The sequence below is a fragment of the Shinella sp. WSD5-1 genome, from assembly GCF_963942435.1.
Classification (GTDB): domain Bacteria; phylum Pseudomonadota; class Alphaproteobacteria; order Rhizobiales; family Rhizobiaceae; genus Shinella; species Shinella yambaruensis.
This window is the reverse complement of sequence record NZ_OZ012596.1, coordinates 3,374,078-3,399,523: the sequence shown is the minus strand read 5'-3', so window position 1 is coordinate 3,399,523 and position 25,446 is coordinate 3,374,078. Positions and strand designations below refer to the sequence as shown.

General features: G+C 66.3%; 19 protein-coding genes, 1 other RNA gene and 1 pseudogene. 14 read left to right on the top strand and 7 right to left on the bottom strand.

Annotated features, from left to right (window positions below; translation table 11 throughout):
- Positions 1-212 precede the first annotated feature (212 nt).
- The 4 genes from AABQ55_RS16720 (at position 213) to AABQ55_RS16705 (ending at position 10,078) form a co-directional block, all read left to right on the top strand.
- Complete coding sequence (locus AABQ55_RS16720; protein WP_272805807.1) at positions 213-1,385, top strand: efflux RND transporter periplasmic adaptor subunit; 1,173 nt, start codon at positions 213-215, stop codon at positions 1,383-1,385.
- Positions 1,385-4,561, top strand: coding sequence for an efflux RND transporter permease subunit (locus AABQ55_RS16715; RefSeq protein ID WP_272805806.1), 3,177 nt, complete (start codon positions 1,385-1,387; stop codon positions 4,559-4,561). The genes AABQ55_RS16720 and AABQ55_RS16715 overlap by 1 nt, the downstream gene beginning before the upstream one ends.
- 255 nt (positions 4,562-4,816) lie before the next feature.
- On the top strand, positions 4,817-6,238 hold the full coding sequence (locus AABQ55_RS16710; RefSeq protein WP_272805805.1) for an FAD-binding oxidoreductase: 1,422 nt from the start codon (positions 4,817-4,819) through the stop codon (positions 6,236-6,238).
- A 42-nt stretch (positions 6,239-6,280) separates the two neighbouring features.
- Entirely contained in the window at positions 6,281-10,078 is a 3,798-nt protein-coding gene (locus AABQ55_RS16705; protein ID WP_272805804.1) for an AsmA family protein, read from the top strand.
- Positions 10,079-10,171: 93 nt separating this feature from the next.
- Here AABQ55_RS16705 and AABQ55_RS16700 read toward each other — a convergent pair whose 3' ends face one another.
- From AABQ55_RS16700 to ssrA, 4 genes are all read right to left on the bottom strand, one after another.
- On the bottom strand, positions 10,172-10,396 hold the full coding sequence (locus AABQ55_RS16700; RefSeq protein ID WP_272805803.1) for a ribbon-helix-helix domain-containing protein: 225 nt from the start codon (positions 10,394-10,396) through the stop codon (positions 10,172-10,174).
- Between the two features lie 165 nt (positions 10,397-10,561).
- Positions 10,562-10,771: a DUF4169 family protein gene (locus AABQ55_RS16695; RefSeq protein WP_244766723.1), complete on the bottom strand. Its 210-nt coding sequence runs from the start codon at positions 10,769-10,771 to the stop codon at positions 10,562-10,564.
- A gap of 9 nt (positions 10,772-10,780) precedes the next feature.
- Positions 10,781-11,299, bottom strand: coding sequence for an SspB family protein (locus tag AABQ55_RS16690; protein ID WP_244766722.1), 519 nt, complete (start codon positions 11,297-11,299; stop codon positions 10,781-10,783).
- Positions 11,300-11,508: 209 nt separating this feature from the next.
- Positions 11,509-11,869, bottom strand: a transfer-messenger RNA (tmRNA) gene (gene ssrA, locus AABQ55_RS16685).
- Between the two features lie 210 nt (positions 11,870-12,079).
- Here ssrA and AABQ55_RS16680 point away from each other — a divergent pair.
- The 7 genes from AABQ55_RS16680 to AABQ55_RS16650 all read left to right on the top strand — a co-directional run bounded on the left by AABQ55_RS16680 (position 12,080) and on the right by AABQ55_RS16650 (position 17,885).
- A complete protein-coding gene (locus tag AABQ55_RS16680; protein ID WP_064330457.1) occupies positions 12,080-12,391 on the top strand; it encodes a DUF2853 family protein in 312 nt (103 codons plus the stop codon).
- An 87-nt stretch (positions 12,392-12,478) separates the two neighbouring features.
- The gene (locus tag AABQ55_RS16675; RefSeq protein ID WP_272805802.1) at positions 12,479-13,273 is read left to right on the top strand and encodes a thymidylate synthase; all 795 of its coding nucleotides are present in this window, start codon (positions 12,479-12,481) and stop codon (positions 13,271-13,273) included.
- A gap of 15 nt (positions 13,274-13,288) precedes the next feature.
- Positions 13,289-13,810, top strand: a complete 522-nt coding sequence (locus AABQ55_RS16670) for a dihydrofolate reductase (RefSeq protein ID WP_272805801.1) — start codon at positions 13,289-13,291, stop codon at positions 13,808-13,810.
- 156 nt (positions 13,811-13,966) lie between these two features.
- A complete protein-coding gene (gene hflK / locus AABQ55_RS16665; protein ID WP_244766718.1) occupies positions 13,967-15,088 on the top strand; it encodes an FtsH protease activity modulator HflK in 1,122 nt (373 codons plus the stop codon).
- Positions 15,088-16,038 (top strand): protease modulator HflC, encoded by a 951-nt coding sequence (hflC, locus tag AABQ55_RS16660; protein ID WP_272805800.1) that lies wholly within the window; start codon positions 15,088-15,090, stop codon positions 16,036-16,038. The genes hflK and hflC overlap by 1 nt, the downstream gene beginning before the upstream one ends.
- 7 nt (positions 16,039-16,045) lie before the next feature.
- Positions 16,046-16,234, top strand: coding sequence for a DUF2065 domain-containing protein (locus AABQ55_RS16655; RefSeq protein WP_272805799.1), 189 nt, complete (start codon positions 16,046-16,048; stop codon positions 16,232-16,234).
- A gap of 127 nt (positions 16,235-16,361) precedes the next feature.
- Positions 16,362-17,885 carry a DegQ family serine endoprotease gene (locus AABQ55_RS16650; RefSeq protein ID WP_272805798.1) on the top strand — a complete coding sequence of 508 codons (1,524 nt, stop codon included), beginning with the start codon at positions 16,362-16,364 and terminating at the stop codon, positions 17,883-17,885.
- Positions 17,886-17,976: 91 nt separating this feature from the next.
- Here the strand turns inward: AABQ55_RS16650 and AABQ55_RS16645 are convergent.
- A pseudogene (locus AABQ55_RS16645) lies at positions 17,977-18,534 on the bottom strand (GNAT family N-acetyltransferase).
- Positions 18,534-19,424 (bottom strand): phosphoserine phosphatase SerB, encoded by an 891-nt coding sequence (gene serB / locus AABQ55_RS16640; RefSeq protein ID WP_272805797.1) that lies wholly within the window; start codon positions 19,422-19,424, stop codon positions 18,534-18,536. Before serB ends, AABQ55_RS16645 begins: the two are co-directional and overlap by 1 nt.
- On the opposite strand from serB, the gene miaA reads away from it, so the two are divergent.
- Entirely contained in the window at positions 19,423-20,352 is a 930-nt protein-coding gene (miaA, locus tag AABQ55_RS16635; protein WP_272805796.1) for a tRNA (adenosine(37)-N6)-dimethylallyltransferase MiaA, read from the top strand. The two genes, serB and miaA, sit on opposite strands and share 2 nt — an antisense overlap.
- A gap of 55 nt (positions 20,353-20,407) precedes the next feature.
- On the opposite strand, the gene AABQ55_RS16630 is transcribed toward miaA, so the two are convergent.
- Complete coding sequence (locus AABQ55_RS16630; protein ID WP_272805795.1) at positions 20,408-22,465, bottom strand: ATP-binding protein; 2,058 nt, start codon at positions 22,463-22,465, stop codon at positions 20,408-20,410.
- A gap of 343 nt (positions 22,466-22,808) precedes the next feature.
- Here AABQ55_RS16630 and AABQ55_RS16625 point away from each other — a divergent pair, with 343 nt between their 5' ends.
- Together AABQ55_RS16625 and ilvN are read left to right on the top strand one after the other, a co-directional pair.
- Positions 22,809-24,587 (top strand): acetolactate synthase 3 large subunit, encoded by a 1,779-nt coding sequence (locus AABQ55_RS16625; RefSeq protein WP_272805794.1) that lies wholly within the window; start codon positions 22,809-22,811, stop codon positions 24,585-24,587.
- A gap of 71 nt (positions 24,588-24,658) precedes the next feature.
- On the top strand, positions 24,659-25,231 hold the full coding sequence (ilvN, locus tag AABQ55_RS16620; RefSeq protein WP_244766709.1) for an acetolactate synthase small subunit: 573 nt from the start codon (positions 24,659-24,661) through the stop codon (positions 25,229-25,231).
- Positions 25,232-25,446 lie beyond the last annotated feature (215 nt).

The following is a 25,446-nucleotide window of genomic DNA, read 5'->3' as shown; positions in this document are numbered from 1 at the left end:
CAGGAGGCGTCCAGTCATGTGCGTGCTCGCGGAAGGGGCGGGACGGGAAGATTCCTCCGCCTTTTCTTACATTTCGGTAACAGAGCAGCCTGCCAATCTTACATTTCGGTAATGATCACATTCTTTCATTGCCCGTTCATTTTCAAAGCGGGATACTTGGCCTATGTCGCGCCGCAACAGGTGACGGTTCGCTTCCTTCGGAGACAGATTGCATGCGGGTTTGGAAACAGCTCCTCATAAGCCTCGGCGTCCTTTCGGCCGGGGTCTTGCTCTGGGGTCGCTTCGTGCCCGGGGCAAATGCCACGCTGGAGGCCACGGGCCTGCCCGGCACGCTCGTCGCGGCCATCGCGCCGGCCGGCGAAGGCGAGGCGCAGGGCGGCCGCGAAGGTGGCCGCCGCGGCGGCTTCGGCGGCGGCCCGGCGCTTGTCGCCACCAAGCCTGTGGCCATGTCCGTCGTCAACGACCGGCTCAACGCCATCGGCGACGGCGAGGCGATCCGCACGGTAACCGTCACGCCCTATGCCACCGGGAACCTCACGGAAGTGCTGGTGAAATCCGGCGACCGGGTGGAGCAGGGGCAGGTGATCGCCCGCCTCGACAGCGATGAGCAGCGCATAACCGCCGACCAGGCGCGCGTGGCGCGCGACAGCGCTAGGCAGAAGCTGACGCGCATCGAGAACCTGAAATCCACCATGAGCACCGCCGAGCTGCAGGACGCCCAGACGGCGCTGCAGGCTGCGGAACTCGCCTTGCAGAACGCGGAGCTGACGCTGCGCCGCCGCGACATCACCGCGCCCTATGGCGGCGTCGTCGGCATCATCTCCGTCAATCCCGGCGATTACGTCACCACCTCGTCGGCGATCGCCCGCATCGACGACCGTTCGGAAATCCTCGTCGATTTCTGGGTGCCGGAGCGGTTTGCGACGAGCGTGCGTGTCGGCGGCGCGGTGACGGCGACGGCGGTCGCGCGGCCGGGCGAAACCTTCACCGGCGAAGTGCAGGCGATCGACAACCGCATCGACCAGGAGAGCCGGACGCTTCGCGTGCGGGCCCAGATCGACAATCCCGAGGACCTCCTGCGCGCGGGCATGTCCTTCCAGGTGACCATGCGCTTTGCCGGCGACCTCTATCCGAGCGTCGATCCGCTTTCCGTGCTGTGGAGCGCCGACGGCTCCTATGTCTGGCGGGTGAAGGGCGAGACGGTCGAGCGCGTGCCGGTCCATATCGTGCAGCGCAATCCGGACAAGGTTCTCGTGAAGGCCGAGATCGCCGAGGGCGACCAGATCGTCACCGAAGGCGTGCAGACGCTGAGGCCGGGCGGCGCGGTGCGCACCGTGGCCGAGCAGGACGGCCAGGTGACGTCCTCCGTGTCGGAGGGCTCGTAATGTCGGGCGGGGCAAGCGGACTGGATACTTCCGGCAAGGCGGGTTTTACCGCGCTCTTCATCCGCCGGCCGATCTTCGCCCTCGTGCTCAACACGCTGATCGTCGTCGCCGGACTTGCCGCCTTCAACGGCGTGGAGATCCGCGAGCTGCCCTCCGTCGACCAGCCGGTGATCAGCGTCTCCACGACGTTCGACGGTGCCTCGCCGGAAACCGTCGACCGCGAGCTGACCGATGTGATCGAGGGCGCCGTCTCGCGCGTCCAGGGCATCAAGGACATTTCCTCGTCCTCTTCCTTCGGCCGCAGCCGCGTCACCCTGCAATTCTCCGACACGACCGACGTCAACCAGGCGGCCAACGACGTGCGCGACGCGCTCGGCCGCGTGGCGAACCAGATCCCCGACGGGGCCGACGAACCGCGCGTCGTCAAGGCGGATGCGGACAGCCAGCCGATCATGCGCCTGGCGCTCACCTCGGACACGCTCTCGCTCGAAGACCTGACGCTTCTCGCCGAAAACGAGATCACCGACCGGCTCGCCTCCGTGGAGGGCGTTGCCGATGTCGCCGTCTATGGCGACCAGGAGAAGATCTTCCGCGTCGACGTCGACCAGTCGAAGCTCGCCGCGCGCGGCCTGACGGTCGCGGACCTGCGCAACGCGCTGGCAACGGCCGCCTTCGACGTGCCCGCCGGCTCGCTGAAGAGCCAGAGCCAGGACATCACCGTGCGCGCGACGGCGGATCTGGAAACGCCTGCCGACTTCGAAAACCTGATCCTGAAGAACCGCGTGCGTCTCGGCGACGTCTCTCTGGTGACGCTGGGGCCGGACGAGGGCTCCACCGCGCTGCGCTCCAACGGCCGGCAAGGCATCGGCCTTGGCATCATCCGCCAGGCGCAGTCCAACACGCTCGATATCTCCGCCGGCGTGAAGCAGATGGTGGCGCAGTTCGCCAACATCCTGCCGGAGGGCACCGAGATCAAGATCACCAGCGACGACGCCGTCTTCATCGACGGCGCGATCCACGAAGTGGAGATCGCGCTCATCGTCGCGGTGTCGATCGTCACGCTCGTCATCTATCTTTTCCTGCTCGACTGGCGCGCGACGCTGATCCCGACGATCAGCATGCCGATCGCGCTGATCGGCACGATCGCGGCCATCTACATGGCCGGCTTCTCCGTCAACATCCTCACGCTGCTTGCGATCGTGCTGGCGACGGGTCTCGTGGTGGACGATGCGATCGTCGTCCTCGAAAACATCGTGCGCCGCCGGGCCGAGGGCCTGAAGCCGCGCGCGGCCGCCATCCTCGGCACGCTGGAGGTGTTCTTCGCCGTCATCGCCACGACGGCGACGCTCGCCGCCGTGTTCATCCCGCTTTCCTTCCTGCCCGGGCAGGCGGGGCGTCTCTTCCGCGAATTCGGCTTCGTGCTCGCCTTCGCCATCCTACTCTCCTCCTTCGTGGCGCTGACGCTGTGCCCGATGCTGGCCTCGCGCATGCTGACCAAGGACATGACGCACGGGCATACGGGCCTTCTCACCCGCATCGGCGGCGCGGCCTCGCGCCTCTACCGCTCGACGCTGCATGCCTGCCTCGGCGCGCCCTTCATCGTCTTCGTCGTGGCGCTCATCTTCACCGCGGCGGGCGCCACCTCCTTCTTCACCATCAAGTCCGAGCTGACGCCGAGCGAGGACCGATCCATGGTCATGCTGCGCGTGAACGCGCCGCAGGGCGTGTCGCTGGAATATGCGCAGGACCAGATGAAGCTGATCGAGAACAAGCTGCGCCCGCTCTACGACAGCGGCGAGATCGTCAACATCTTCTCGATCTCCGGCCAGGGCGGCTCGACGAACAGCGGCTTCATGGTGCTGACGCTGGCGCCCTGGGGCGAGCGCGAGCGCACGCAGCAGCAGATCGTGCAGGACATCAACGCGGCGGTCGGCGCCGTGCCCTCGGTGCGCGCCTTCGCCATGCAGCCGAACAGCCTCGGCATCCGCGGCGCCGGCAACGGCCTGCAGGTCGCGCTGGTCGGCAACGACTACACCAAGCTCGGCAATGCGGCCGCCGAGCTCGTGCGCCAGATCGAGGACAGCGGGCGCTTCCAGAACGTGCGGCTGAACTACGAGGCCAACCAGGCGCAGCTTTCCGTGACCGTCAACCGCGAGCGGGCCGCCGATCTCGGCATCGACATCACCGGTCTCTCCGCGGCCTTGCAGGCCATGCTGGAAGGCACGAGCGTCGTCGACATCTATGTCGAGGGGCAGGCCTATCCCGTCAAGCTGTCCTCGACGACGCAGCCGATCAACGACCCGATGGACCTGGAGAACATCTTCCTGAAGACCGGCGACGGCAAGATCGTGCCCATGTCGTCCATCGCCTCGCTGGAGGAGAAGGCCGTCGCCCCGCAGCTTTCGCGCGAACAGCAGCTGCGCGCCGTCTCGCTTTCCGCCGGCCTGAAGGACGGCCTGGCGCTCGGCGAGGCGCTTTCCCTGGTTCAGGAGATGGCCGCGCCGCTGCTGCCGGAAGGTTCCCGCGTGCTGCCCATGGCGGAAGCGGCGACGCTGCAGGAGAATTCGAACGGGCTCTTCATCACCTTCGGCTTCGCGCTCGCCATCATCTTCCTCGTGCTCGCCGCGCAGTTCGAGAGCTTCGTCAGCGCGATCATCATCATGGTGACGGTGCCGCTGGGGCTTGCCTGCGCCGTCTTCGCGATGATCATGACGGGAACGACGCTGAACATCTACAGCCAGATCGGGCTCGTGCTGCTCGTCGGCATCATGGCGAAGAACGGCATCCTGATCGTCGAGTTCGCCAACCAGCTGCGCGACCGCGGGCAGGATATCCGCAGCGCCATCGAGGATGCCTCGAACATCCGCCTGCGCCCGGTCCTGATGACGATGATCGCCACCGTCGTCGGCGCGCTGCCGCTGATCCTCGCCAGCGGAGCGGGCGCGGAGGCGCGCATCTCGCTCGGCTGGGTGCTGGTCGGCGGCCTCGGCCTTGCCACCGTCGTCACGCTCTACCTGACGCCCGTCGCCTATCTCGTCATCGCCGGCTTCACCAGCCCGCATGCCGACGAGGAAAAGCGCCTCGCCGCGGAGCTTGCCCATGCCGAGACGCTCGGCAAGCGCAAGGACGAGGCGTCGCCGCCGCCGGCAGAAGTCCTGCCGCAGGCGGCGGAGTGAAGCCTCACGGCGCTATCCGCCCTGTGGCGAGTTGCCCCTCACCCTCTCCCCGCAAGCGGGGAGAGGGGACTTGCCTCACGAACGGGTATTTGTTGGGGAAATCGGTGCGGCATATCCCTTCGTCCCGCTTGCGGGGAGAAGGGGACCGGCAGGCCGGATGAGGGGCCGCCAAGACTTTTATCCTTCGCGCAATTGCGGCTGGACAGACGTCCCTCAATTTGCTGAGTAAATCCGCACAGGGTTGAGGATTTGACGATGGCTTTGGCGGATATCAGGGGCGGCGCGCGCAACGAGGAGGGCATCGCCGCGGCGCTGCCGCGTCTTGCCGGGCGCTTCGGGGCGCGGTTCCAGACGGGCGAGGCGATCCGCGCCCAGCATGCGCACACCACCACCTATATTCCCGCCCAGCTGCCGGACGGCGTCGTCTTCGTCGAGAATGCCGACGAGGTGAAGGCCGTCGTCTCCCTTTGCGCCGAACTGAAGGTGCCGGTCATCCCGTTCGGCACGGGCTCCTCGCTGGAGGGGCAGGTGAACGCGCCGAACGGCGGCATCTCCATCGATTTCAGCAACATGAAGCGGGTGCTGGAGGTCAATGCCGAAGACCTCGACTGCACCGTCGAGCCCGGCATCACGCGCGAGGAGCTGAACGTCCACCTGCGCGATACCGGCCTGTTCTTCCCGATCGATCCCGGCGCGAATGCCTCGATCGGCGGCATGACCTCGACGCGCGCCTCGGGCACCAATGCGGTGCGCTACGGTACGATGAAGGACAATGTGCTCGGCGTGACCGCCGTCACGGCCACCGGCGAGGAGATCCGCACCGCCCGCCGCGCGCGAAAATCCTCCGCCGGCTACGACCTGACGCGGCTCTTCGTCGGCGCCGAGGGCACGCTCGGCGTGCTCACCTCGATCACGCTGCGCCTCCAGGGCATTCCTTCGGTCATCGCCGGCGGCATCTGCGGCTTCCCGACGCTGAAGGACGCCTGCAATGCCGTCATCATGACCATCCAGCTCGGCATTCCCGTCGCCCGCATCGAGCTCGTCAACACGCTGCAGATCAAGGCCTGCAACGCCTATTCCGGCCTGACGCTGCCGGAGCAGCCGACGCTCTTCGTCGAGTTCCACGGCAACGAGGACAGCGTGCGCCTGCAATCGGAGGAGTTCGGCGCTATCGCCGCCGAGTGCGGCGGCGGGGCGTTCCAGTGGAGCGCGGACGCGGAGGAGCGCGCGAAGCTCTGGAAGGCGCGGCACAATGTCTACTGGTCGGCCAAGGCGCTGCGGCCCGGCTGGGAGGCGATCGCGACCGATGTCTGCGTGCCGATCTCGCGCCTTGCCGACTGCGTGGCCGAAACGGAGGTCGACATCGAGGAGCACGGGCTCCTGGCGCCGATCGTCGGCCATGCCGGCGACGGCAATTTCCATGTCAGCCTCGTCTTCGACGACAAGGACCCGGCGCATGTCGCCGAGGTGGAGGCCTTCGTCGGCCGACTCAATGCCCGGGCGCTCGCCATGGACGGCACCTGCACCGGCGAGCACGGCATCGGCCAGGGCAAGCAGGCCTTCCTGCCGGGCGAGCTCGGCGGCACGGTCCAGCTGATGCGGCAGATCAAGCAGGCGCTCGATCCGGACAACATTCTGAACCCCGGCAAGATTTTTTCGACCCTCTCGGGCAATTAGTCGTTATCCTGAGGCGGTGAAACGAAATTCAAGGCAGGCGGCGTGCTTTCGAGAATCATGCTCTTCGTTGGCGGCTTGGTGGTCGTGGCGCTCTTTGCGGCGCTGCTCGCGCCGCTCTTCGTCGACTGGACCAGCTTCCGCCAGGATTTCGAGCGCGAGGCGAGCCGCATCATGGGCCGCACCGTCGTGGTGCATGGCAGCGTCGATGCCCGGCTGATCCCGTTCCCCTCCGTGACGCTCAACGACGTGCGTGTCGGGGCGCCCGAGGACGGGCAGCCGCTGGTTGAGGTGGCGCGCTTCTCCATGGATGCGGAACTGGCGCCGTTCCTCTCCGGCGAGGCGCTGATCTTCGACATGCGCATCGAGGAGCCGAAGGCGCGCATCAGGCTTTTCGAGGACGGCACGCTGGACTGGGCGCGCGGCCGCAAGTCCGATATCCCGGCCCGCACCGTCATCCTCGAAAATGTTACGATCACCGGCGGCGAGATCGAATTCGTCGATGCGCAGACCGGCCGCACCCGCCATGTCACCGGCCTTGATGCGCAGGTCTCGGCAAAGTCGCTCGCCGGCCCGTGGCGCATCGACGGGCGCGCGGCGCTCGACGGCGAGAGCGGGGCCTTCCAGCTTTCGAGCGGCCAGGCGGAGAACGGCGCGCTTTCCCTGCGCGCCCGCATCGTGCCCGACCGGCTCGCCTTCACCGCCGATCTCGACGGTGCGCTGAAGGTCGTCGATTTCCGCCCGCAATATCACGGCGACTTCACCATCGCGGAAAAGCCGCGGCCGAAGGGCGAGGGACCGGCCGATCCGATCCGCGTCGCCGGCAAGTTCGAGCTTTCCAACGAGCGCATCCGCGTGCCGGACTATCGCCTCGAGGCCGGCCCGTCCGAGGACCCCTATGTGGTGACGGGCGAGGCGACGCTCGACACCGGCCGCGCACCGGAATTCCTCCTGATCGCCGACGGCCAGCAGATCGACGTCTCGCGCATCGGCAACAACGGCGAGGGGGGCAAGACCGGCCGCAACCCGCAGGTTTCCGCCCGCCAGCGACTCCAGGCGCTGCTGGCGATCGCCGCCGACATCCCGATCCCCCAGGTGCCCGGCCGCGCCAGCCTGTTCCTGCCGGCCGTGGTGGTCGGCGATACGACGGTGCGCGAGGTGCGCCTCGACGTGAAACCGGACGGCGAGGGCTGGCGGATCGACCGGGCGGATGCGCTTCTGCCCGGCCGCACCACGCTGGAGGCCAAGGGCCGGCTGACGCTCAGGCAGAACCGCGGCTTCGTCGGCGACCTGCTGGTCGCCTCGAACCAGCCGTCGGGGCTGGCGACATGGCTTGCCGGATCCGTGGATCCGGAAATCCGCAAGCTCAAGACGGCGGGCTTTTCCGCCGAAGTGAACCTCACCGACGAACTGCAGCGCTTCGAAAACCTCGAAATCGCCATCGGCGGCGCCTCGCTGCTCGGGCGTATCGAGCGGGAATCGCGCGCGGATGCCGCGCCCACCCTGTCGCTGCAATTGCGCGGCAACGAAGTCGCGCTGGAATCGCTCCAGGCGCTTGTCGGCCTTGTCGCGGGCGATGCCTCGCTTTCGACCGTGCTGGATCATTCGATCGCGCTCGACGTCAAGGCCGATCGTTTCCTCGCCTTCGGCGAAAGCGCCTCCGGCGTCAACGCGGCGCTGTCCGTCAGGGATGGCCTTCTGACGCTGAGCCGCCTCAACATCGCCTCCCTGGACGGCGCGGCCGTCTCGGCCAGCGGCACGCTCGGCGGCTCGCTTCTTGCGCCGAGCGCCGGGCTCGACATGAGGGTGAAGGCGGCCGCGATGCGTCCGGTGGCCGAGCTGCTGGCGCGGCACTTGCCGGCCCATCCCGTGCTCGCCCGTTTCCTTGCCAATTCCGGCTACTACGACAATGCGGACCTCGCCGTCCGCCTGGCCGTCTCAGGGGCGGAGAATCCGGCGACGCTGACGCTCAGCGGCCCGGTCAACGACGGGCGGGTCGAGATGAGATTCTCCGCAGCGACACCCGCCGACCTGCTCGTGGGGCGCAATTTCGAGCTTGAAGGCAGCATCTTCAATCCGCAGTCGGTCGTGCTGGCCGGGCAGGTCGGGCTCGACCCATTGCCCTTCGATGCGGACCCCGACGGCAGCGTCACCTTCCGCGTGACGCAGCCGGAGGACGGTCCGGCCGATGTCTCTGCGGCCTTCAACGCGGGCAGCACGACGATCTCCATCAAGGGCACGGCTGCGCTCTCCGCCGCCGGTTTCCCGGCCGGTACGCTCGCGCTTTCGGCGAAAAGCGACGACATCGAGCCCTATCTGATGATGAACGGCATCGCCGTGCCGCAGGCTGGCGCCGGCCTGCCGCTTGCGCTGCAGGCGTCCGTCGCCACGAGCGCCGAGGCCATCACGATCACCGACATAGTCGGGGAGGCCGAGCGCAACGCCTTTTCCGGCCGCCTGACGCTCGACCGCACGGCGGCGACGCTCAAGGGAACGGGCGCGCTGCGTTTCGATACGGTCGATTTCGCCTTCCTCGCCGAGGCTGTCGCCGGGCCGGTGACGGATCCTCTTGACGGCGGGCTGAACACCGCGCCGCTCGTGCAGCCGCTTCAGGATGCCGCCGATGTGTCCGTCGCGCTGCAGGCCGGGGCGTTCTGGCCGGGGCTCTACGGCGCGGTGGAGGGATTTTCGGGCAACCTCGTCTGGAAGGGGGGCGAACTGGCGCTGACCGACATGGCGGGCGACTGGCTGGGCGGCCGGCTTGCCGGACGGCTCAAGGTCGCCAATGCGGAGGAGAACGGCCTGTTCGAGGCACGGGCGGAGCTTTCCGGCGCCGATCTGGCAAGGATCGTCTGGAGCGGCCCGCAGGGCGCCGTCGCCATGGGCAAGGCGGATGTGACACTGGCCGTCGACGCTTCCGGCAAAAGCGTGCGCGCCATGGTCGAGGGCGCCAGCGGCTCGGGCGAGGCGCGGCTCTCCGATCTCACCTTGCGCGGGCTCGATACCGGCGCGCTGCCGGCGCTGCTGACGGCGGCCGACGGTATCGAGGATGATATCACGCCCGAGCGCGTCGCCGGTTTCGCGGCGGATGCGATACTCAAGGGCGAGGCGGCGCTGGGCACGGTGCGCATGCCCTTCGCGCTTGCCGGCGGCAAGCTGCGCGTCCAGAGCGTGACGGCCGGGGATGGCAGGGCCGGTTTCTCCGGCGATGCGGATATCGACCTTGCCGGCGATGCGATGGCGGGCCGGCTGTCCGTCACCTACGCGGCGGGCGAGGAGGCGCTGGCGGGCGCGGAGCCCGAAGTGGTGCTTGACTATCGCGGCCTCGTGGAGGCGCCGGGTGTCGCGCTCGACGTGCAGCCGCTCGCCAATTACCTGTCGCTGCGGCGCTTCGAGACGGAGCGCCGCCGGGTGGAGACCCTGCAGGCCAACGTGCTGGAAAAGCAGCGCCTCAGGCGCGAGGCGGCCCTCTATCGTTCGCGCGCCGAGGCGCGGGCCACGCTGGCCGAGGCGATGCGCCTGCAGATGGAGGAAGAGCAGCGCCGCCGTGCGGAGGCGCGCGTGCGCGCCGAGCAGGAACGGGCCGCGCGGGAAGCGGCGGAAGCGGCCGAAAGCGCTCGCCGCAAGGCCGCGGACGACGCACGCCGCCTGCTGGAGGCCGAGGAACAGGCCCGCCGCCGCGCCGAGCAGCGCGCGGCGGATGAGGCCCGCCGGGCGGAGGAAGAGGCGGAACGCCGCCGCCTTCCGGTTTCGCCGGAGGAGGGCGTGGAGCGGGGCGGCGAACTGCCGCCCGTCGACAGCGGGCAGAACCTGAATTTCGACGCACTGCCGGGTGTCAACTGAGCCGTTCCGCGTTTCGGGAACAGCGAATTGTGGTCCATGCCGCCGCGGATGTGGCCCGCCGGGAAGCCGGCAAGGCCTCTTGCGGGCCGTGCGCTACGTTGCGCCGTCTGCCTTGCGTTTCAGCCAGTCCAGCACATGGAGGCGCAGCGCCGAGGAGAGGTTGCCCTCGACGCCGCGGGCATCGTCGATTTCACGAATGAGGGCGGCGACCGGCAGGCCGCGCTCGTCGGCGATAGCTCTTAGCGCGTCATGAAAGGCGGGCTCGAGCGAGAAGCTCGTGCGGTGGCCGTGCAGGGTCGTCGAATATTTGCGGATCATGCCCATTCCTGCGCCCCGGCGCCGTCCGGTTGGAGCATTCCGGGAGCGCGCAACGGTTCTTGCTTGCCCGAAGGCGCGGGGAGCAAGGGGCTGCCCGCTTTGCCTTGAAAGCGCCGGAACGTTCTCCGGTATCGAGTCCGGTCCCGGCGGCAAGGGCTTGAAAGATCAGCCTTCGCCATCCTCGGGGTCGCGGCCGGGCCGTTCCAGATGGCCCTGTTCGAACGTCTTCTGCGCCTTGTCGTTCAGCGCGCGCGTCAGTGCCTTTTCAGCCTTGGTGCGGCCGAAGCTGATGCGGTTCTGCTCGGCCTGCCTTTCCTTTTCGGAGCGGGCCTTCTGCTTGCGGACCTGGCGGAGATTGACGACGTCGCCGCTCATCGCGCGACCTCAGTTCTTCTTGCGGAAGGAATCGAGCGAGACGACGGAGCCGCCCTTGTTGTTGTCGTCGCCACCGGTCGGCGGCGTCGGCTCCTCGATGGCTTCCTCCGCCTTTTCCGCGAAGGCGGGGTAGGCCGTGATCTCGGCGGAGTGTCCGTCTTCCTCGACGGCCGGCACGTCGAATTCCAGTTCGAAGCTTACCGACGGGTCATAAAAGCCGCGGATGGCGTTGAACGGGATGACGAGCTTTTCCGGCGTGTCGGAGAAGGAAAGGCCGATCTCGAACAGGCTCTCGGTGACCTTGAGGTCCCAGAATTGGTGCTGGATGACGATGGTCATCTGCTCGGCATATTTCGCCTTCAGGTGCTGCGAGATGCGCACGCCGGGGGCATTGGTGAGGAACGTGATGAAGAAGTGGTGCTCGCCCGGCAGGTGCCCGGTGACGGCGACCTCGGACAAAACCTTGCGGATGACGCTGCGCAGCGCGTCCTGGGCGAGAATGTCATAGCGAATATGGTCTTGCGCCATCCGTTCCTGTCTTTCTTCCAGCCTTTGTGTTCAGGCATTGCATGAGAGCATTTGTGCTTTTCTTCGAAACGCAGAAATGCTCCGTCCCTTGTTTCGACGCAATTCCGGACGCAAAACCGCTTCACGCTTTTGCTGGAACTGCCCCGGCCTCATACCTGTCGGCACGAGTCATCTGGCACAGCTATAGACCATTTCAAGAGGTTGGAGAAGGTGAAGGCTTCTGTTGCCAGGTGCCTTCGGACCCCGCCTGCCGGTGCGACCCGTCAGGACTTTGAGTGAAGTGTCACACCGCCATTAGGCAGCGAGACGAGCTTCCGCATAGTTGTCGTTTGCAACTACAAGTTTAGCCCGATAACGGTGGTACAATGCCGAGCAAAAAGTCGATCTTTACGCCCTTGTCGATCCTATTTCGCCCCCATCAAAAGCCGGTCCGCCTGGAAAGACCGGTTTTTGGTGGAGGCGCCGGGTACCGCCCCCGGGTCCAATGGGTTTATTACACCGCCCGTTTATTGCCATAGCTGCCGAGGCAGCACCTTTCATATAGGCGCTCTCGGCCCCCAAGAAAAGGGCTTTGTGACAGGGATCTGGCAAAGTTTTCGGGCTCGGGCGGTTTCGGCGAGCGGAGGGCGGGGTTTCCGCGGGCCTCGGCCCTGGAAGCCGGCGAGCGGGACGGGATGGTCGGGCTTTATTAGCACTTGACTTGCCGCGACCGCATGAAAAACATGGCACGCGGCAGGTCCGTCATGACGGCGGCGGCCGAGAGATCGTAGAGGAGCTACCATGACCGACTATCTCGCAGATGTCCGCAAGTATGACAGCGGTGCGGACGAGGCCATCGTCAAGAAGATCGTGAGCCATCTCGGCATCGCGCTGCGCAACCGCGACTCCTCGCTCGTCTCCTGCTCCGACCCGGAAGAGCTGAACCGCGTCAAGGAAAAGTGGTGCGCCAAGAAGTTCGGCATCACGGGCGAGGCGGCCGACAAGGCCGTGGAGGCCGTCTGCAAGACCATGGCCGACGACCGCACCAAATCGCGCGTCACCTTCTACTATCTCACCGCCAAGGAGCTCGGCACGCTCGGCGCGCTCGCCTGAGGAAAACCGGGACAACCCGATTTCACGCTTTGGACGCCGCCGTTCCCGCTCTAGTATCTCACGCTGGACAACGAATCGGCGGCGACCATGCAGCAATATCTCGACCTTCTCGCCCATGTGATGGAAAACGGCACCGACCGCGCCGACCGGACCGGCACGGGCACGCGCGGCGTCTTCGGCTACCAGATGCGCTTCGACCTTTCGGAAGGTTTTCCGGTGCTGACCACCAAGAAGCTGCACCTGCGCTCAATCATCCATGAACTCCTGTGGTTCCTGAAGGGCGACACCAACATCGCCTATCTCAACGAGAACGGCGTGACCATCTGGGACGAATGGGCCGATGCCGAGGGCGAGCTCGGCCCGGTCTACGGCTACCAGTGGCGCTCCTGGCCGACCCATGACGGGCGCCATCTCGACCAGATCGTCGCCGTCCTCGACAGCATCAGGCGCAATCCGAACTCGCGCCGCCACATCGTCTCGGCGTGGAACCCGGCGCTGGTCGACGAGATGGCGCTGCCGCCCTGCCATTGCCTGTTCCAGTTCTACGTGGCGGACGGAAAGCTCTCTTGCCAGCTCTACCAGCGCTCCGCCGACATTTTCCTCGGCGTGCCCTTCAACATCGCCTCCTATGCGCTGCTGACCATGATGGTGGCGCAGGCGACCGGCCTGCAGCCGGGCGACTTCGTGCACACGCTGGGCGACGCGCACATCTACTCCAATCATTTCGAGCAGGTGCGCACCCAGATGACGCGCCGCCCGAAACCCTTGCCCTTCATGAAGCTCAATCCCGATGTGAAGGACCTTTTCTCCTTCAAGTTCGAGGACTTCACCCTGATCGGCTATGAAGCCGATTCAACCATCAAGGCGCCCATCGCCGTCTGATTTCCAGGTGTCCGCATGACTGAAGCCAAGATCGTCCTCGTCGTGGCCGTCGCCAGGAACGGCGTCATCGGCCGCGACGGCGACCTGCCGTGGCGCCTGCCGTCGGACCTCAAGCGCTTCAAGCAGCTGACGCTCGGCAAGCCGGTGCTGATGGGCCGCAAGACCTGGGAATCGATCGGCCGGCCGCTGCCGGGCCGGCCGAATATCGTCATCACCCGCGACGCGGCCTTTTCCGCGCCCGGCGCCGAGGTCGTCTCCTCGCTCGAGGAGGGGCTGGCCGCCGCACGCCGGGAGGCGGGAAGACTGGGCGTCGACGAGGTCTGCGTCATCGGCGGCGGGCAGATCTACGCCCAGGCCCTCGACCGGGCGGATATCCTGCATGCCACCCATGTCGAGGCGGATGTGGAGGGCGATGCGCGCTTTCCCGACATCGACCCGGCCGTCTTCGAAAAGGCGGTGGAAGAGCCGATTCCGCAGGGCGAGAAGGACAGCCACGCCATGCGTTTTGTCACCTGGCGCCGAAAAGCGGCCGCATAAGCCCCCGATCACGAACTATTTTGCCGCACAGGCCCGCAAGCCCACGCGGATTTGTTGAAAGGTGCCGGAGGGATACCTATAACGGGTTCACCTCGCGTTGCGCGGTGAAACACTCCGCGAAATGCGGCACGTAGGGATATAAAGAAAGAGGTATTGATGCCCTGGAGCAATCAGAACGGCGGCGGCGGCCCTTGGGGCGGCGGCGGCGGAAACAATCAGGGGCCATGGGGGCAGGGACCGAACCGCCCCCGCGGCGGCGGCGGAAGCGGCAATGGCGGCCCGCCCGACCTTGAGGACATCATCCGGCGCGGCCAGGACCAATTGAAGAACGTCATGCCCGGCGGCATCAACGGCGGCGTCGTGGTCATCGCGCTGCTGCTCGTCGGCGTCTTCTGGCTGATGAGTTCCATCTACACCGTCCAGCCGGACGAGCGCGGCGTCGAGCTGCGCTTCGGCAAGCCGAAGCAGGAAGTCTCCATGCCCGGCCTGCACTTCCACCTCTGGCCGCTGGAAACCGTCGAACTCGTGAAGATCACCGAGCAGCAGCAGAATATCGGCCGCCGCACGGCCTCCTCGAATTCCGACAGCTCCGGCCTGATGCTGACGGGCGACCAGAACATCGTCAACGTCCAGTTCTCGGTGCTCTATTCTGTCACCGATCCGCAGTCCTACCTCTTCAACCTCGAATACCCGGCCGAGACGCTGCAGCAGGTTGCCGAAAGCGCCATGCGCGAAGTCGTCGGCCGCCGTCCCGCCCAGGACATCTTCCGCGACAACCGCCAGGCGATCGCGGAAGGCGTGAAGACGACGATCCAGGCGACCATGGACGCCTACGGCTCCGGTATCTCGATCAACACGGTCGCCATCGAGGACGCGGCCCCGCCGCGCGAGGTGGCCGATGCCTTCGACGAGGTGCAGCGCGCCGAGCAGGACGAGGACCGCTTCGTCGAGGAAGCCAACCAGTACGCCAACCAGAAGCTGGGTCTTGCCCGCGGCCAGTCCGCGCAGATCCGCGAAGAGGCGGCCGCCTACAAGGATCGCGTCGTCAAGGAAGCGGAAGGTGAGGCGGCACGCTTCCTGTCCATCTACGAACAGTACAAGGCAGCGCCGGACGTCACCCGCAAGCGCCTCTTCCTTGAAACCATGGAAGGCGTGATGCAGAATTCCAAGAAGGTCATCATCGACGAGAAGCAGGGCGGCCAGGGCGTCGTTCCGTTCCTTCCCCTCAACGAACTTGGCCGGTCGACCAGCCAGCAGCAGGCGGGAGGCACGCAGTAATGGGCAATCGTGTACCGGCAATCCTGATCGCCATCGGCGTTCTCCTCTTCATCGCCTATTCCTCGGTGTTCGTCGTCAACGAGCGCCAGCAGGCGATCGTCATCCGCTTCGGCCAGATCCAGGACGTCAAAGCCGAGCCCGGCCTCTACTTCAAGCTGCCCTTCGGCTTCATGGACGCCGACAGCGTGCAGTATATCCAGGACCAGGCGCTGCGCTTCGACCTCGACGACATCCGCGTCCAGGTCTCGGGCGGCAAGTTCTACGAGGTCGATGCCTTCGTGGTCTACAAGATCACCGATGCCCGCCGCTTCCGCGAAGCGGTCTCGGGCGACCGGGAATCGGCGGAAGCGCGCCTGCGCACCCGTCTCGATGCGGCGCTGCGCCGGGTCTACGGTCTGCGCGGCTTCGAATCCGCGCTTTCCGAAGAGCGCGCCTCGATGATGCGTGAAGTGCGCGGCGAACTGACGAACGACGCCTCGAACCTCGGCCTCACGATCTCCGACGTGCGCATCCGCCGCACGGACCTGACGCAGGAAGTCTCGCAGCAGACCTTCGACCGCATGAAGGCCGAGCGTCTGGCGGAAGCCGAACTCATCCGCGCCCGCGGTAACGAAGAGGGCCAGCGACGCCGTGCCATCGCCGACCGCCAGGTCGTCGAGTTCATCGCGGCCGCGCAGCGCGATTCGGAAATCCTCAGAGGTGAGGGCGAAGGCGAGCGCAACCGCGTCTTCGGCGAAGCCTTCTCGCAGGACCCGGACTTCTTCGACTTCTACCGGTCGATGAGCGCCTACCGGACCTCGATGACCTCGTCCGACACCACGCTGGTTCTGTCGCCGCAGTCGGAGTTCTTCCGCTACTTCGAGGACGCTGCGGGCATGAGGCCTGCGACCTCGGGTGCGGCGACGGGCACCGGCAACGGCACGGCGACGACGCCATCGACCGCAAACTGAGAACGGCATGTCCGATTTCCTGATGGGGATCGCGTTCTTCCTGATCATCGAGGGGCTGGTGTACGCACTGGCCCCTTCGGTTTTGAAGCGCATGGCGGAAATGCTGCCGCAGATTCCGGAAAGCCAGCTGCGCATGTCGGGGCTCGCCGCCGTGGCGCTGGGCGTCGCCATGGTCTGGTTCATCCGCGGCGCGTGAACGCGGCCCTTGCGGCTGCCCGCGAAGACGGGCAAGACTTCACATGATTTCAGCGCGGCGGACTGATTTTTGCCGTATCCGAGGCAAACACTCGCTGCGACAATCCAGACGAAAGAGGATGCCGACCATGGCTTTGAAGATGAGGTCCAGCGTTGCCCATGCGGTACTCGCGTTCGCGGTGAGTTTTTCGCTGGTCGCGGGGGGACCGCTTGCCGTTCCGGCGGCGGCGCAGGTCCAGCCGAACGGCCCGGAATCGGTCGCCGACCTCGCCGAAAGCCTGCTTGATGCCGTGGTGAACATCTCCACCTCGCAGAACGTCAAGAGCGACGACAAGGCGCCCGTTCCCCAGGTGCCGGAAGGCTCGCCCTTCCAGGACTTCTTCGACGAGTTCTTCAAGGGGGAAGGCGGCGAGGAGGGCAACCAGGGCCAGACCGTCAATTCGCTCGGCTCCGGCTTCGTCATCGATCCCTCGGGCTTCATCGCCACGAACAACCACGTCATCGAGGGCGCGGACGATATCGAGGTGAACTTCGCCAACGGCTCCAAGCTGAAGGCCAAGCTCGTCGGCACCGACCCGAAGACCGACCTTGCGCTCCTGAAGGTCGAGCCGAAAGCGCCGCTGAAGGCGGTGCCCTTCGGCGATTCCCGCACCATGCGCATCGGCGACTGGGTGATGGCGATCGGCAACCCGTTCGGCCTCGGCGGTTCGGTGACGGTCGGCATCATCTCGGCACGCGGGCGCAACATCAATGCCGGTCCCTACGACAACTTCATCCAGACGGACGCCGCCATCAACCGCGGCAATTCCGGCGGCCCGCTGTTCAACATGAAGGGGGAGGTCATCGGCATCAACACGGCGATCATCTCGCCCTCCGGCGGCTCGATCGGCATCGGCTTCTCCGTGCCGACGGAGCTTGCGCAGAACATCTTCCTGCAGCTGCGCGACTTCGGCGAGACACGGCGCGGCTGGCTCGGCGTGCGCATCCAGCCGGTTACCGACGACATCGCCGAAAGCATCGGCATGAGCCAGGCCAAGGGCGCGCTCGTCGCCGGCATCATCAAGGGCGGGCCGGTCGACAACGGCTCGATCATGACCGGCGACGTCATCATCCGCTTCGACGGCAAGGATGTCGACGAGATGCGCGACCTGCCGCGCGTCGTCGCCGAAAGCCCGGTCGGCAAGGCCGTCGATGTCGTGCTGCTGCGCGACGGCAAGGAAATGACCGTCAAGGTCACGCTCGGCCGCCTCGAGGACGGCGAGAAGCAGGCCGGCGAGGACGAGGTGACGGAGGGCGAGGGCACCACGGAGGAAGGCATGGCGCCCGAGACCGGCGAGGCCCAGCCCAGCAAGGCCGACACGGTGCTCGGCATGGGCATCAGCGACCTCGGCGAGGAGGCGCGCAAGACCTTCGAGATCGTCGAAAGCGTCAAGGGCGTCGTCATCACCGAGGTGGCGCCCGATTCGGCCGCCGCCGAGCGCGGCATCGTGCCCGGCGACGTGATCGTCGAGATCGGCCAGGAGGCGGTGACGACGGCGGAAGAGGTCAAGACCCGCATCGCCAAGCTGAAGTCGGAAGACCGCCGCAACGCGCTGATGATGATCGCCAACCGCACCGGAGCGCTGCGCTACATCACCGTGCGCATCGATTAAGGGCGAGTCCCTTCAGGGGCTTGCGGGCGAAAGCTGCGAGATGGAATCAGGCCGCTGGAGCGTTGCTTCAGCGGCCGTTTTATGGGGGCTCTCAGCGGCTCTGCCAGCCCGCGCGATCCAGCGCGTAGAGGACATGCGGGCGAAGGGTGGGGTCGTCGAGGCCGGGCATGTCGAAATTCCGCTCCGGCGCGGCGCGCATGCCGATGCGCCGCATGACCGCGATGGAGCGCGTGTTGCCGGCGACGGCGAAGGAGACGATCTCGGCAAGGCCTTTTTCCTCGAAGCCGTAGGCGAGCAGCCGTTCGGCGGCTTCGGTGACGTAGCCCCGGCCCCAGTGGCGTCGCGCCAGCCGCCAGCCGATCTCCACCGAGCCGGCCGGCAGGTGCGGTTCCAGCCGGTCCGTCGTGCGGGAAAGGCCGCAGAAGCCGAGGGCGGCGTCGCTCTCCCGCTCGGCGAGCGCGTAGAAGCCGAGGCCGGTCTCGGCGATGATGCCGCGGATGCGCTCGAAGAGCTCGTCGGACTGGGCGCGCGTGCGCTGGAACGGGAAGAATTCCATCACCACGGGATCGGAATTGATCTCGTGGAAGAGGTCCCGGTCCCTTTCCTCTCAGTTCCTGAGCGCCAGGCGCCTGGTCGTGGCGATGGGCATCAGCCGGTCACGAAGTCGGATTTGCGGTAGCCCTGGAGGTAGAGCAGGGCGGTGAGGTCGCCGTGGTCGATGCGGATCCTCGCCTCGGCCGCGACGGCCGGCTTGGCGTGCAGCGCGACGCCGGCACCCGACAGGTGCAGCATGCCGAGGTCGTTCGCGCCGTCGCCGACGGCCATGGCTTCGTCCGGCGAGATGCCGAGCCGTTCGGAAACCTCGATGAGGGCGTCGACCTTGGCCTGCTTGCCGAGGATCGGCTCCGCCACCGCGCCGGTGAGCTTGCCGTCGGCGTCGAGCAGCAGGTTGGCGCGGTTCTCGTCGAAGCCGAGCATGGCGGCGATGCGGCTCGTGAAGACGGTGAAGCCGCCGGAGACGAGGGCGGTATAATACCCCTTGGCCTTCATCGTCGCGATCAGTTCGCGTCCGCCCGGCGTCAGCGTGATGCGTTTTTCGATGACCTCGTCGATAACGGAGACCGGGAGCCCCTTGAGAAGGGCGACGCGCTCGCGAAGCGCGGGCTCGAAGGCGATCTCGCCGTTCATGGCACGGGCGGTGATCGCCGCGACCTTGTCCTTGAGGCCGACTTCGGCGGCGAGCTCGTCGATGCATTCCTGGCCGATCATCGTCGAATCCATGTCGGCGATCAGCAGTTTCTTGCGCCGCGTTTCCGCTTCCTGGATGGCAAGATCGACCGGCTCACCGCCGATGACGGCGCGGATTGCGGCCTCCGCGGCGCCAAGGTCGCTGCCGTCGCGCAGCGCGATGTCGCAGGCGATGCCGTCGGCAAGCCAGTAGAGCCCGGACGCCTTGACCGCATCGGCGGCCTTTTCTGCAAGGCTAGGCGTCAGGACGGGGTTTGACGGATTGGCGACAAGCGTGGCAACGAAAGCCATGATGAGAAACCTTGATCGAAAGCGGGACGCGATCCTGATAACGGGCCCGACGGCCAGCGGCAAGTCCGCGCTCGCCGTACGGCTGGCGGCCGAGCACGATGGCGTGGTGGTGAACGCCGACAGCATGCAGGTCTACGACACGCTGAACGTGCTCACCGCCCGCCCGCAGCCGGCGGACATGGCCGGCATCGAGCACCGGCTCTACGGCCATGTGCCGGCCGGCGCGGCCTATTCGACCGGCGACTGGCTGCGCGAGGCGGCGACGGTCGTTGCGGAATTGCGGCAGCGGGAGAAACTGCCGGTCTTCGTCGGCGGCACCGGCCTTTATTTTCGCGCGCTGACGGGCGGGCTCTCCGACATGCCCGCGATTCCCGAGGCCGTCCGCACGCACCTGCGCGGCCGGCTTGCGGACGAGGGGGCCGAGGCCCTGCACCTTGTGCTTGAGGCGCATGATCCGCAAACGGCGGCGCGCCTGAAGCCGGGCGACGGCCAGCGGATCGTGCGGGCGCTGGAGGTGCTGGAGGCGACGGGGCAGTCGATCTCGGCCTTCCAGGCGGCGACGGGGCCGGCCGTCATCGATGCGGACCGGGCGGAGAAGCTGGTCGTCCTGCCGGACCGCGCGGTGCTGGCCGCCCGCATCGACCGGCGCTTCGCAGACATGCTGGCATCCGGCGCGGTGGAGGAGGTGCAGGCGCTGCTGGCGCTCGATCTTTCGCCCGCCATGCCCGTCATGAAGGCGATTGGCGTGCCGCAGATCGCGGCGATGCTGGCCGGGACGATGAGTGCGGCGGAGGTCGTCGCGCGCGGCGCGGCGGCGACGCGGCAATATGCCAAGCGCCAGATGACCTGGTTCCGCAACCAGCTCGACGAGAGCTGGCAGCGCATCGACCCGCTGGCCGCCGCGGGCACGACCAGTGAGGGTCCGTAGCGGCCTTCCGCGACAGGCACCACAAGTCTCAAGACGCAGGAGGGTTCCGCTCGCCCTAGCGCCGGATCAGGCTGCTCAGCGGCTTCTTGAGAAGCTGTTCGCGGATGGAGCCCTCGCGCCGCGGCTCCTGCTGCTCGCCGAAGGCGGGCGCGGGGCGTGCCGGCTGGCGATAGGGATCGGCAGCGGGGCGCTGCGGCTCGGAGGCCAATTCCCGGCGGATCGCCTCGAAACGCTCCTGAGGCGAGGGGTCGTAGGCGCCCTGGGCGCCCGGCAGCATGTCGGGCCGGTACGGCTCGTGCTGGGACGGCTGGGCGGCGGGACGCGCGGCCTGCAGCGTCTCGATGTAATCCTCCTCGTCCTCGTAGGGCGCATCCTCGTAGCCGGTCGGCAAGGAGCCATTCTGGCCCTGGGCGGCGAGATAGGCGTTCTGGAAGCCGGAAATGTCGGGTCCGGTGATGGCGCGCATGCGGGCGACGATGGAGCGCAGGTCGACGCTTTGCGGCGTCTCGTCGCTGATCTTGACGCCGGTGCCGTTCGCCTTCGGCAGGCGATTGGCATCGACGCGCGAAAAGCGCATGCGCATCGGCACGGCCACGGCCTCGCCGAAGGCGATCGCCTCGCCATTGCCGATCGAGGAGATGAAGCTGGTCGTCGAGGACGAGGAGTTGGGGATCGCTGAGCGGATAATCTCCTGGTCGTGCTCGTTGGCAAGGCGCATGGCGAAGATCGTCGAGCACTGGGAGAGGATCGTCGGGTCGAGCTCGCCGGGGCGCTGGGTGATGATGCCGAGCGAGACGCCGTATTTGCGGCCTTCCTTGGCGATGCGGGCGATGGCCTGGCGCGTCGGCATGAAGCCCAGCTTCATGTCGGCCGGCACGTAGCGGTGCGCCTCTTCGCAGACGACCAGCATGTGCACGCCGCCATTGCTCCACAGGCCGATTTCGAAGGCCATGCGGCAGAGCACGGAGGCGACCGAATTGACGACTTCGGACGGGATGCCGGCGAGCTGGAAGGTGGTCACCGGCTTGCCGTCGCCGGGAATGCGGAAGATTCGGGCGATCGTGTCGAGGATCGTATCGGTGATCGTGTTCGAGGAGAACATGAAATGGTAGCGCGGGTCGTTGATCGCCGACATGATCTTGACCTTGAGCGAGCGCAGGTGCGGCTTTTCCGCCCGGCCTTCGAGGCGCCCGATGCGCTCGTCGATGAGGGCGAGCAGGTCGGCGATGCGGAAGGGCACCGGCGTATCGGCCGTCACCGAGCTTTTCTCGCTCGTGCGGCGCATCAGGCCGTTGTCGCTCGATCCGCGGAAGGCGCGCTTGGCCTCCGGGATCAGGTCGCGCAGGATGTCCATCTCCTCCGGCACCGGCGGGCGGCCGCGGAAGACGACTTCGGCGAATTCCTCCAGGCGGAACAGCCAGAAGGGCAGGTCCAGCGTATCGGTATCGATGATGACCGCAAGCTCGCCGAAGGCGGAGGCGAATTCGTTGTGCGGGTCGAGGATGAGCACGCGCAGGCGCGGATCGGCCTGGATCGCCTTGTGCAGCAGCAGCGTGACGGAGGTGGACTTGCCGACGCCGGTCGTGCCGACGATGGCGAAGTGCTTCTCCAGCATGGACGGCACATGGATCGTCGCGTCGAGCGTCTCGTCCTGCGTCAGCTTGCCGATGGCGCAGACATCGTTCTTGCCGGTGTCGTAGACCTTGGCGAGATCCGAGGCGCGGATGCGGTGGGCGATGGCGCCGAGATGCGGGTAATCGGTGATGCCGGCGGAAAATTCCTCGCGGCCGTCGGCGCTGACATGCACCTCGCCGAGCAGTTCCACCTCGATGCGGAAGACCGTGTCGTGGTTTTCCACCCAGCTCTGCTGGTCGGTGGACATGGAATAGACGAGCGCGACGACGCGGTTGCGGCCGACGGAAATGGAGATGAGGCGGCCGACGGCCCACAGTTCCGTGAGTGCGGTTTCCCCGCTCTCGGCGACGGCGCTGATGGTGGCGTGCGACCCATTGCAGGCGACGACGCGGCCGAGCAGCCGGTTGCCCGTCGACAGGCCATTCCGGCGATCCTGCTCGCCGGCTACAATGGAATTCTGAAAATCACTGTTCAGCAATCACGGCACTCCTTGCCATCAAAGGCGAAGTCTAATGATTGCCGCTTAATAAGACGTTTCGTCCTGGTGCATCCTTTGGTTGTAATTTGACGCTCGCGCCAGAATCCGTGCCATTGCGAAACAGACGGAAAGGCGTTGACGCGCGGGGGCTTTGCCGTTAACACTTCGCCCCATGAAAAATCTGACCTCTATCATTCTTGTGGTGGGAACGCGCATGGGCAGGGTGGTGTAACCACCCGGCGAAAGCACCCATGCGCGGTAAACAGGCTCCTCCAAGGGGCCTTTTTTTATGCCCAGAAATTCGATAATCACCCGAAATACGAAAGAGACGGACGGAAATCCGATGAGCGGAACAGAAAATCAGATGACGGGCGCCGAAATTGTCTTGCAGGCCCTGAAAGACAATGGCGTGGAACATATCTTCGGCTATCCGGGCGGTGCCGTCCTGCCGATCTATGACGAGATCTTCCAGCAGGACGACATCGAGCACATCCTCGTGCGCCATGAGCAGGGCGCCGGCCACATGGCCGAAGGCTATGCCCGCTCCACCGGCAAGGTCGGCGTCATGCTCGTCACCTCGGGCCCGGGCGCGACCAATGCCGTCACGCCGCTGCAGGACGCGCTGATGGATTCCATCCCGCTCGTCTGCCTCACCGGCCAGGTTCCGACCACGCTCATCGGGTCGGACGCCTTCCAGGAATGCGATACGGTCGGCATCACGCGCCCCTGCACCAAGCACAACTGGCTGGTCAAGGACGTCAACGATCTCGCCCGCATCATCCACGAGGCCTTCCGCATCGCGCAGTCCGGCCGTCCGGGCCCCGTCGTCGTCGATATCCCGAAGGACGTCCAGTTCGCGACCGGCACCTATACGCCGCCCTCCGCAGCGCCCATCCAGAAGAGCTACCAGCCGAAGCTCACGGGCGACGCGAACCAGATCGCGGCCGCCGTCAGCCTGATGCGCTCGGCCCGCCGGCCGGTCATCTATTCCGGCGGCGGCGTCGTGAATTCCGGGCCGGAAGCCTCGCGCCTGCTGCGCGAGCTGGTCGAGATCACCGGCTTCCCGATCACCTCGACGCTGATGGGCCTCGGCGCCTATCCGGCCTCCGGCAAGAACTGGCTGGGCATGCTGGGCATGCATGGCTCCTACGAGGCGAACATGGCGATGCACGACTGCGACGTCATGGTCTGCATCGGCGCGCGCTTCGACGACCGCATCACCGGCCGCCTCAACGCCTTCTCGCCGAACTCGAAGAAGATCCATATCGACATCGACCCGTCCTCGATCAACAAGAACGTCCGCGTCGACGTTCCGATCCTCGGCGATGTCGGTGCGATCCTGGAGGACATGGTCCGCCAGTGGCGCGCTGCTGCGAAGGATTACGACAAGGCGATCCAGGCGGACTGGTGGGCGTCGATCGCCAGGTGGCGCGCGCGCAACTCGTTCGCCTACAAGGCGAGCGACGACGTGATCATGCCGCAATATGCCATCCAGCGTCTCTACGAGCTGACCAAGGACCGCGACACCTACATCACGACGGAAGTCGGCCAGCACCAGATGTGGGCGGCGCAGTTCTACGGCTTCGAGCAGCCGAACCGCTGGATGACCTCGGGCGGCCTCGGCACGATGGGCTACGGCTTCCCGGCGGCGATCGGCGTGCAGGTGGCGCACCGCGACAGCCTCGTCATCGACATCGCGGGCGATGCCTCGATCCAGATGTGCATCCAGGAGATGAGCTGTGCCGTGCAGTATAACCTGCCGGTCAAGATCTTCATCCTGAACAACCAGTACATGGGCATGGTGCGCCAGTGGCAGCAGCTGCTGCACGGCAACCGCCTTTCGAACTCCTACACGGAGGCGATGCCTGACTTCGTCAAGCTCGCGGAAGCCTATGGTGGCGTCGGCATCGCCTGCGACAAGCCCGGCGATCTCGACGGCGCGATCCAGGAGATGATCGACGTCAAGCGCCCGGTGATCTTCGATTGCCGCGTGGCGAACCTCGCCAACTGCTTCCCGATGATCCCCTCGGGCAAGGCGCACAACGAAATGCTGCTGCCCGACGAGGCCACGGACGAAGCGGTCGCCAATGCGATCGACGCCAAGGGCCGTCAGCTCGTTTGATGGAAAGGAGAGCGATTCCAGCAAAAGCGTGAAGCGGTTTTGCATTTGGAATTGCGTGAGGAAAGAACATCATGAACGCACACCTTCAGCCCACCGGCTCTGCCTATTTCATCGCCAAGGAAACCCAGGTCGCGGAGAGCCACACGCTCTCCGTGCTCGTCGACAACGAGCCGGGCGTGCTTGCCCGCGTCATCGGCCTGTTCTCCGGCCGCGGCTACAACATCGAGAGCCTCACGGTTTCCGAGACCGAGCACGAGGCGCATCTTTCGCGCATCACCATCGTGACGCGCGGCACGCCCAGCGTTCTCGAACAGATCAAGTCGCAGCTCGAACGCATCGTGCCGGTGCACCGGGTCGTCGATCTCACCGTTCGCGCGAAGGTGCTCGGCCAGGAACGGCCGATCGAACGCGAGGTGGCGCTGGTCAAGGTCACGGGCTCCGGCGAGATGCGCGCGGAAACCCTGCGCCTTGCCGACGCCTTCCACGCCAAGGTCGTCGATGCGACCACGGACCACTTCATCTTCGAGATCACGGGAAAATCGTCCAAGGTCGACCAGTTCGTCGCGATCATGAAGCCGCTCGGCCTCAGCGAAGTGTGTCGCACGGGCATCGCCGCGATGAACCGCGGCCCGCAGGGCATGTGAGCGGGTAGGGGGGCGAGTGCTTTCAACCTGTCGGACGAAGCTTCCGCGTTGGACGTCTTGGCAGAGCCTCAAGCCTCTCCTCCGTCATCCTCGGGCTTGACCCGAGGATCCACCCACAAACTCAAGGCGTGCCGTGTCACGTGGATCCTCGGGTCAAGCCCGAGGATGACGTCGCGGGTGGGGAGGGCTTTTCAGGAAAAGGAAAAGCCCTTTTC

Excerpts from the sequence above, each read along its gene's own strand:
- AABQ55_RS16720 (WP_272805807.1), top strand. The coding sequence starts at position 213 with ATGCGGGTTTGGAAACAGCTCCTCATAAGCCTCGGCGTCCTTTCGGCC.
- AABQ55_RS16715 (WP_272805806.1), top strand. The coding sequence starts at position 1,385 with ATGTCGGGCGGGGCAAGCGGACTGGATACTTCCGGCAAGGCGGGTTTT.
- AABQ55_RS16710 (WP_272805805.1), top strand. The coding sequence starts at position 4,817 with ATGGCTTTGGCGGATATCAGGGGCGGCGCGCGCAACGAGGAGGGCATC.
- AABQ55_RS16700 (WP_272805803.1), bottom strand. The coding sequence starts at position 10,396 with ATGATCCGCAAATATTCGACGACCCTGCACGGCCACCGCACGAGCTTC.
- AABQ55_RS16695 (WP_244766723.1), bottom strand. The coding sequence starts at position 10,771 with ATGAGCGGCGACGTCGTCAATCTCCGCCAGGTCCGCAAGCAGAAGGCC.
- AABQ55_RS16690 (WP_244766722.1), bottom strand. The coding sequence starts at position 11,299 with ATGGCGCAAGACCATATTCGCTATGACATTCTCGCCCAGGACGCGCTG.
- AABQ55_RS16680 (WP_064330457.1), top strand. The coding sequence starts at position 12,080 with ATGACCGACTATCTCGCAGATGTCCGCAAGTATGACAGCGGTGCGGAC.
- AABQ55_RS16675 (WP_272805802.1), top strand. The coding sequence starts at position 12,479 with ATGCAGCAATATCTCGACCTTCTCGCCCATGTGATGGAAAACGGCACC.
- AABQ55_RS16670 (WP_272805801.1), top strand. The coding sequence starts at position 13,289 with ATGACTGAAGCCAAGATCGTCCTCGTCGTGGCCGTCGCCAGGAACGGC.
- hflK (WP_244766718.1), top strand. The coding sequence starts at position 13,967 with ATGCCCTGGAGCAATCAGAACGGCGGCGGCGGCCCTTGGGGCGGCGGC.
- hflC (WP_272805800.1), top strand. The coding sequence starts at position 15,088 with ATGGGCAATCGTGTACCGGCAATCCTGATCGCCATCGGCGTTCTCCTC.
- AABQ55_RS16655 (WP_272805799.1), top strand. The coding sequence starts at position 16,046 with ATGTCCGATTTCCTGATGGGGATCGCGTTCTTCCTGATCATCGAGGGG.
- AABQ55_RS16650 (WP_272805798.1), top strand. The coding sequence starts at position 16,362 with ATGGCTTTGAAGATGAGGTCCAGCGTTGCCCATGCGGTACTCGCGTTC.
- miaA (WP_272805796.1), top strand. The coding sequence starts at position 19,423 with ATGATGAGAAACCTTGATCGAAAGCGGGACGCGATCCTGATAACGGGC.
- serB (WP_272805797.1), bottom strand. The coding sequence starts at position 19,424 with ATGGCTTTCGTTGCCACGCTTGTCGCCAATCCGTCAAACCCCGTCCTG.
- AABQ55_RS16625 (WP_272805794.1), top strand. The coding sequence starts at position 22,809 with ATGAGCGGAACAGAAAATCAGATGACGGGCGCCGAAATTGTCTTGCAG.
- ilvN (WP_244766709.1), top strand. The coding sequence starts at position 24,659 with ATGAACGCACACCTTCAGCCCACCGGCTCTGCCTATTTCATCGCCAAG.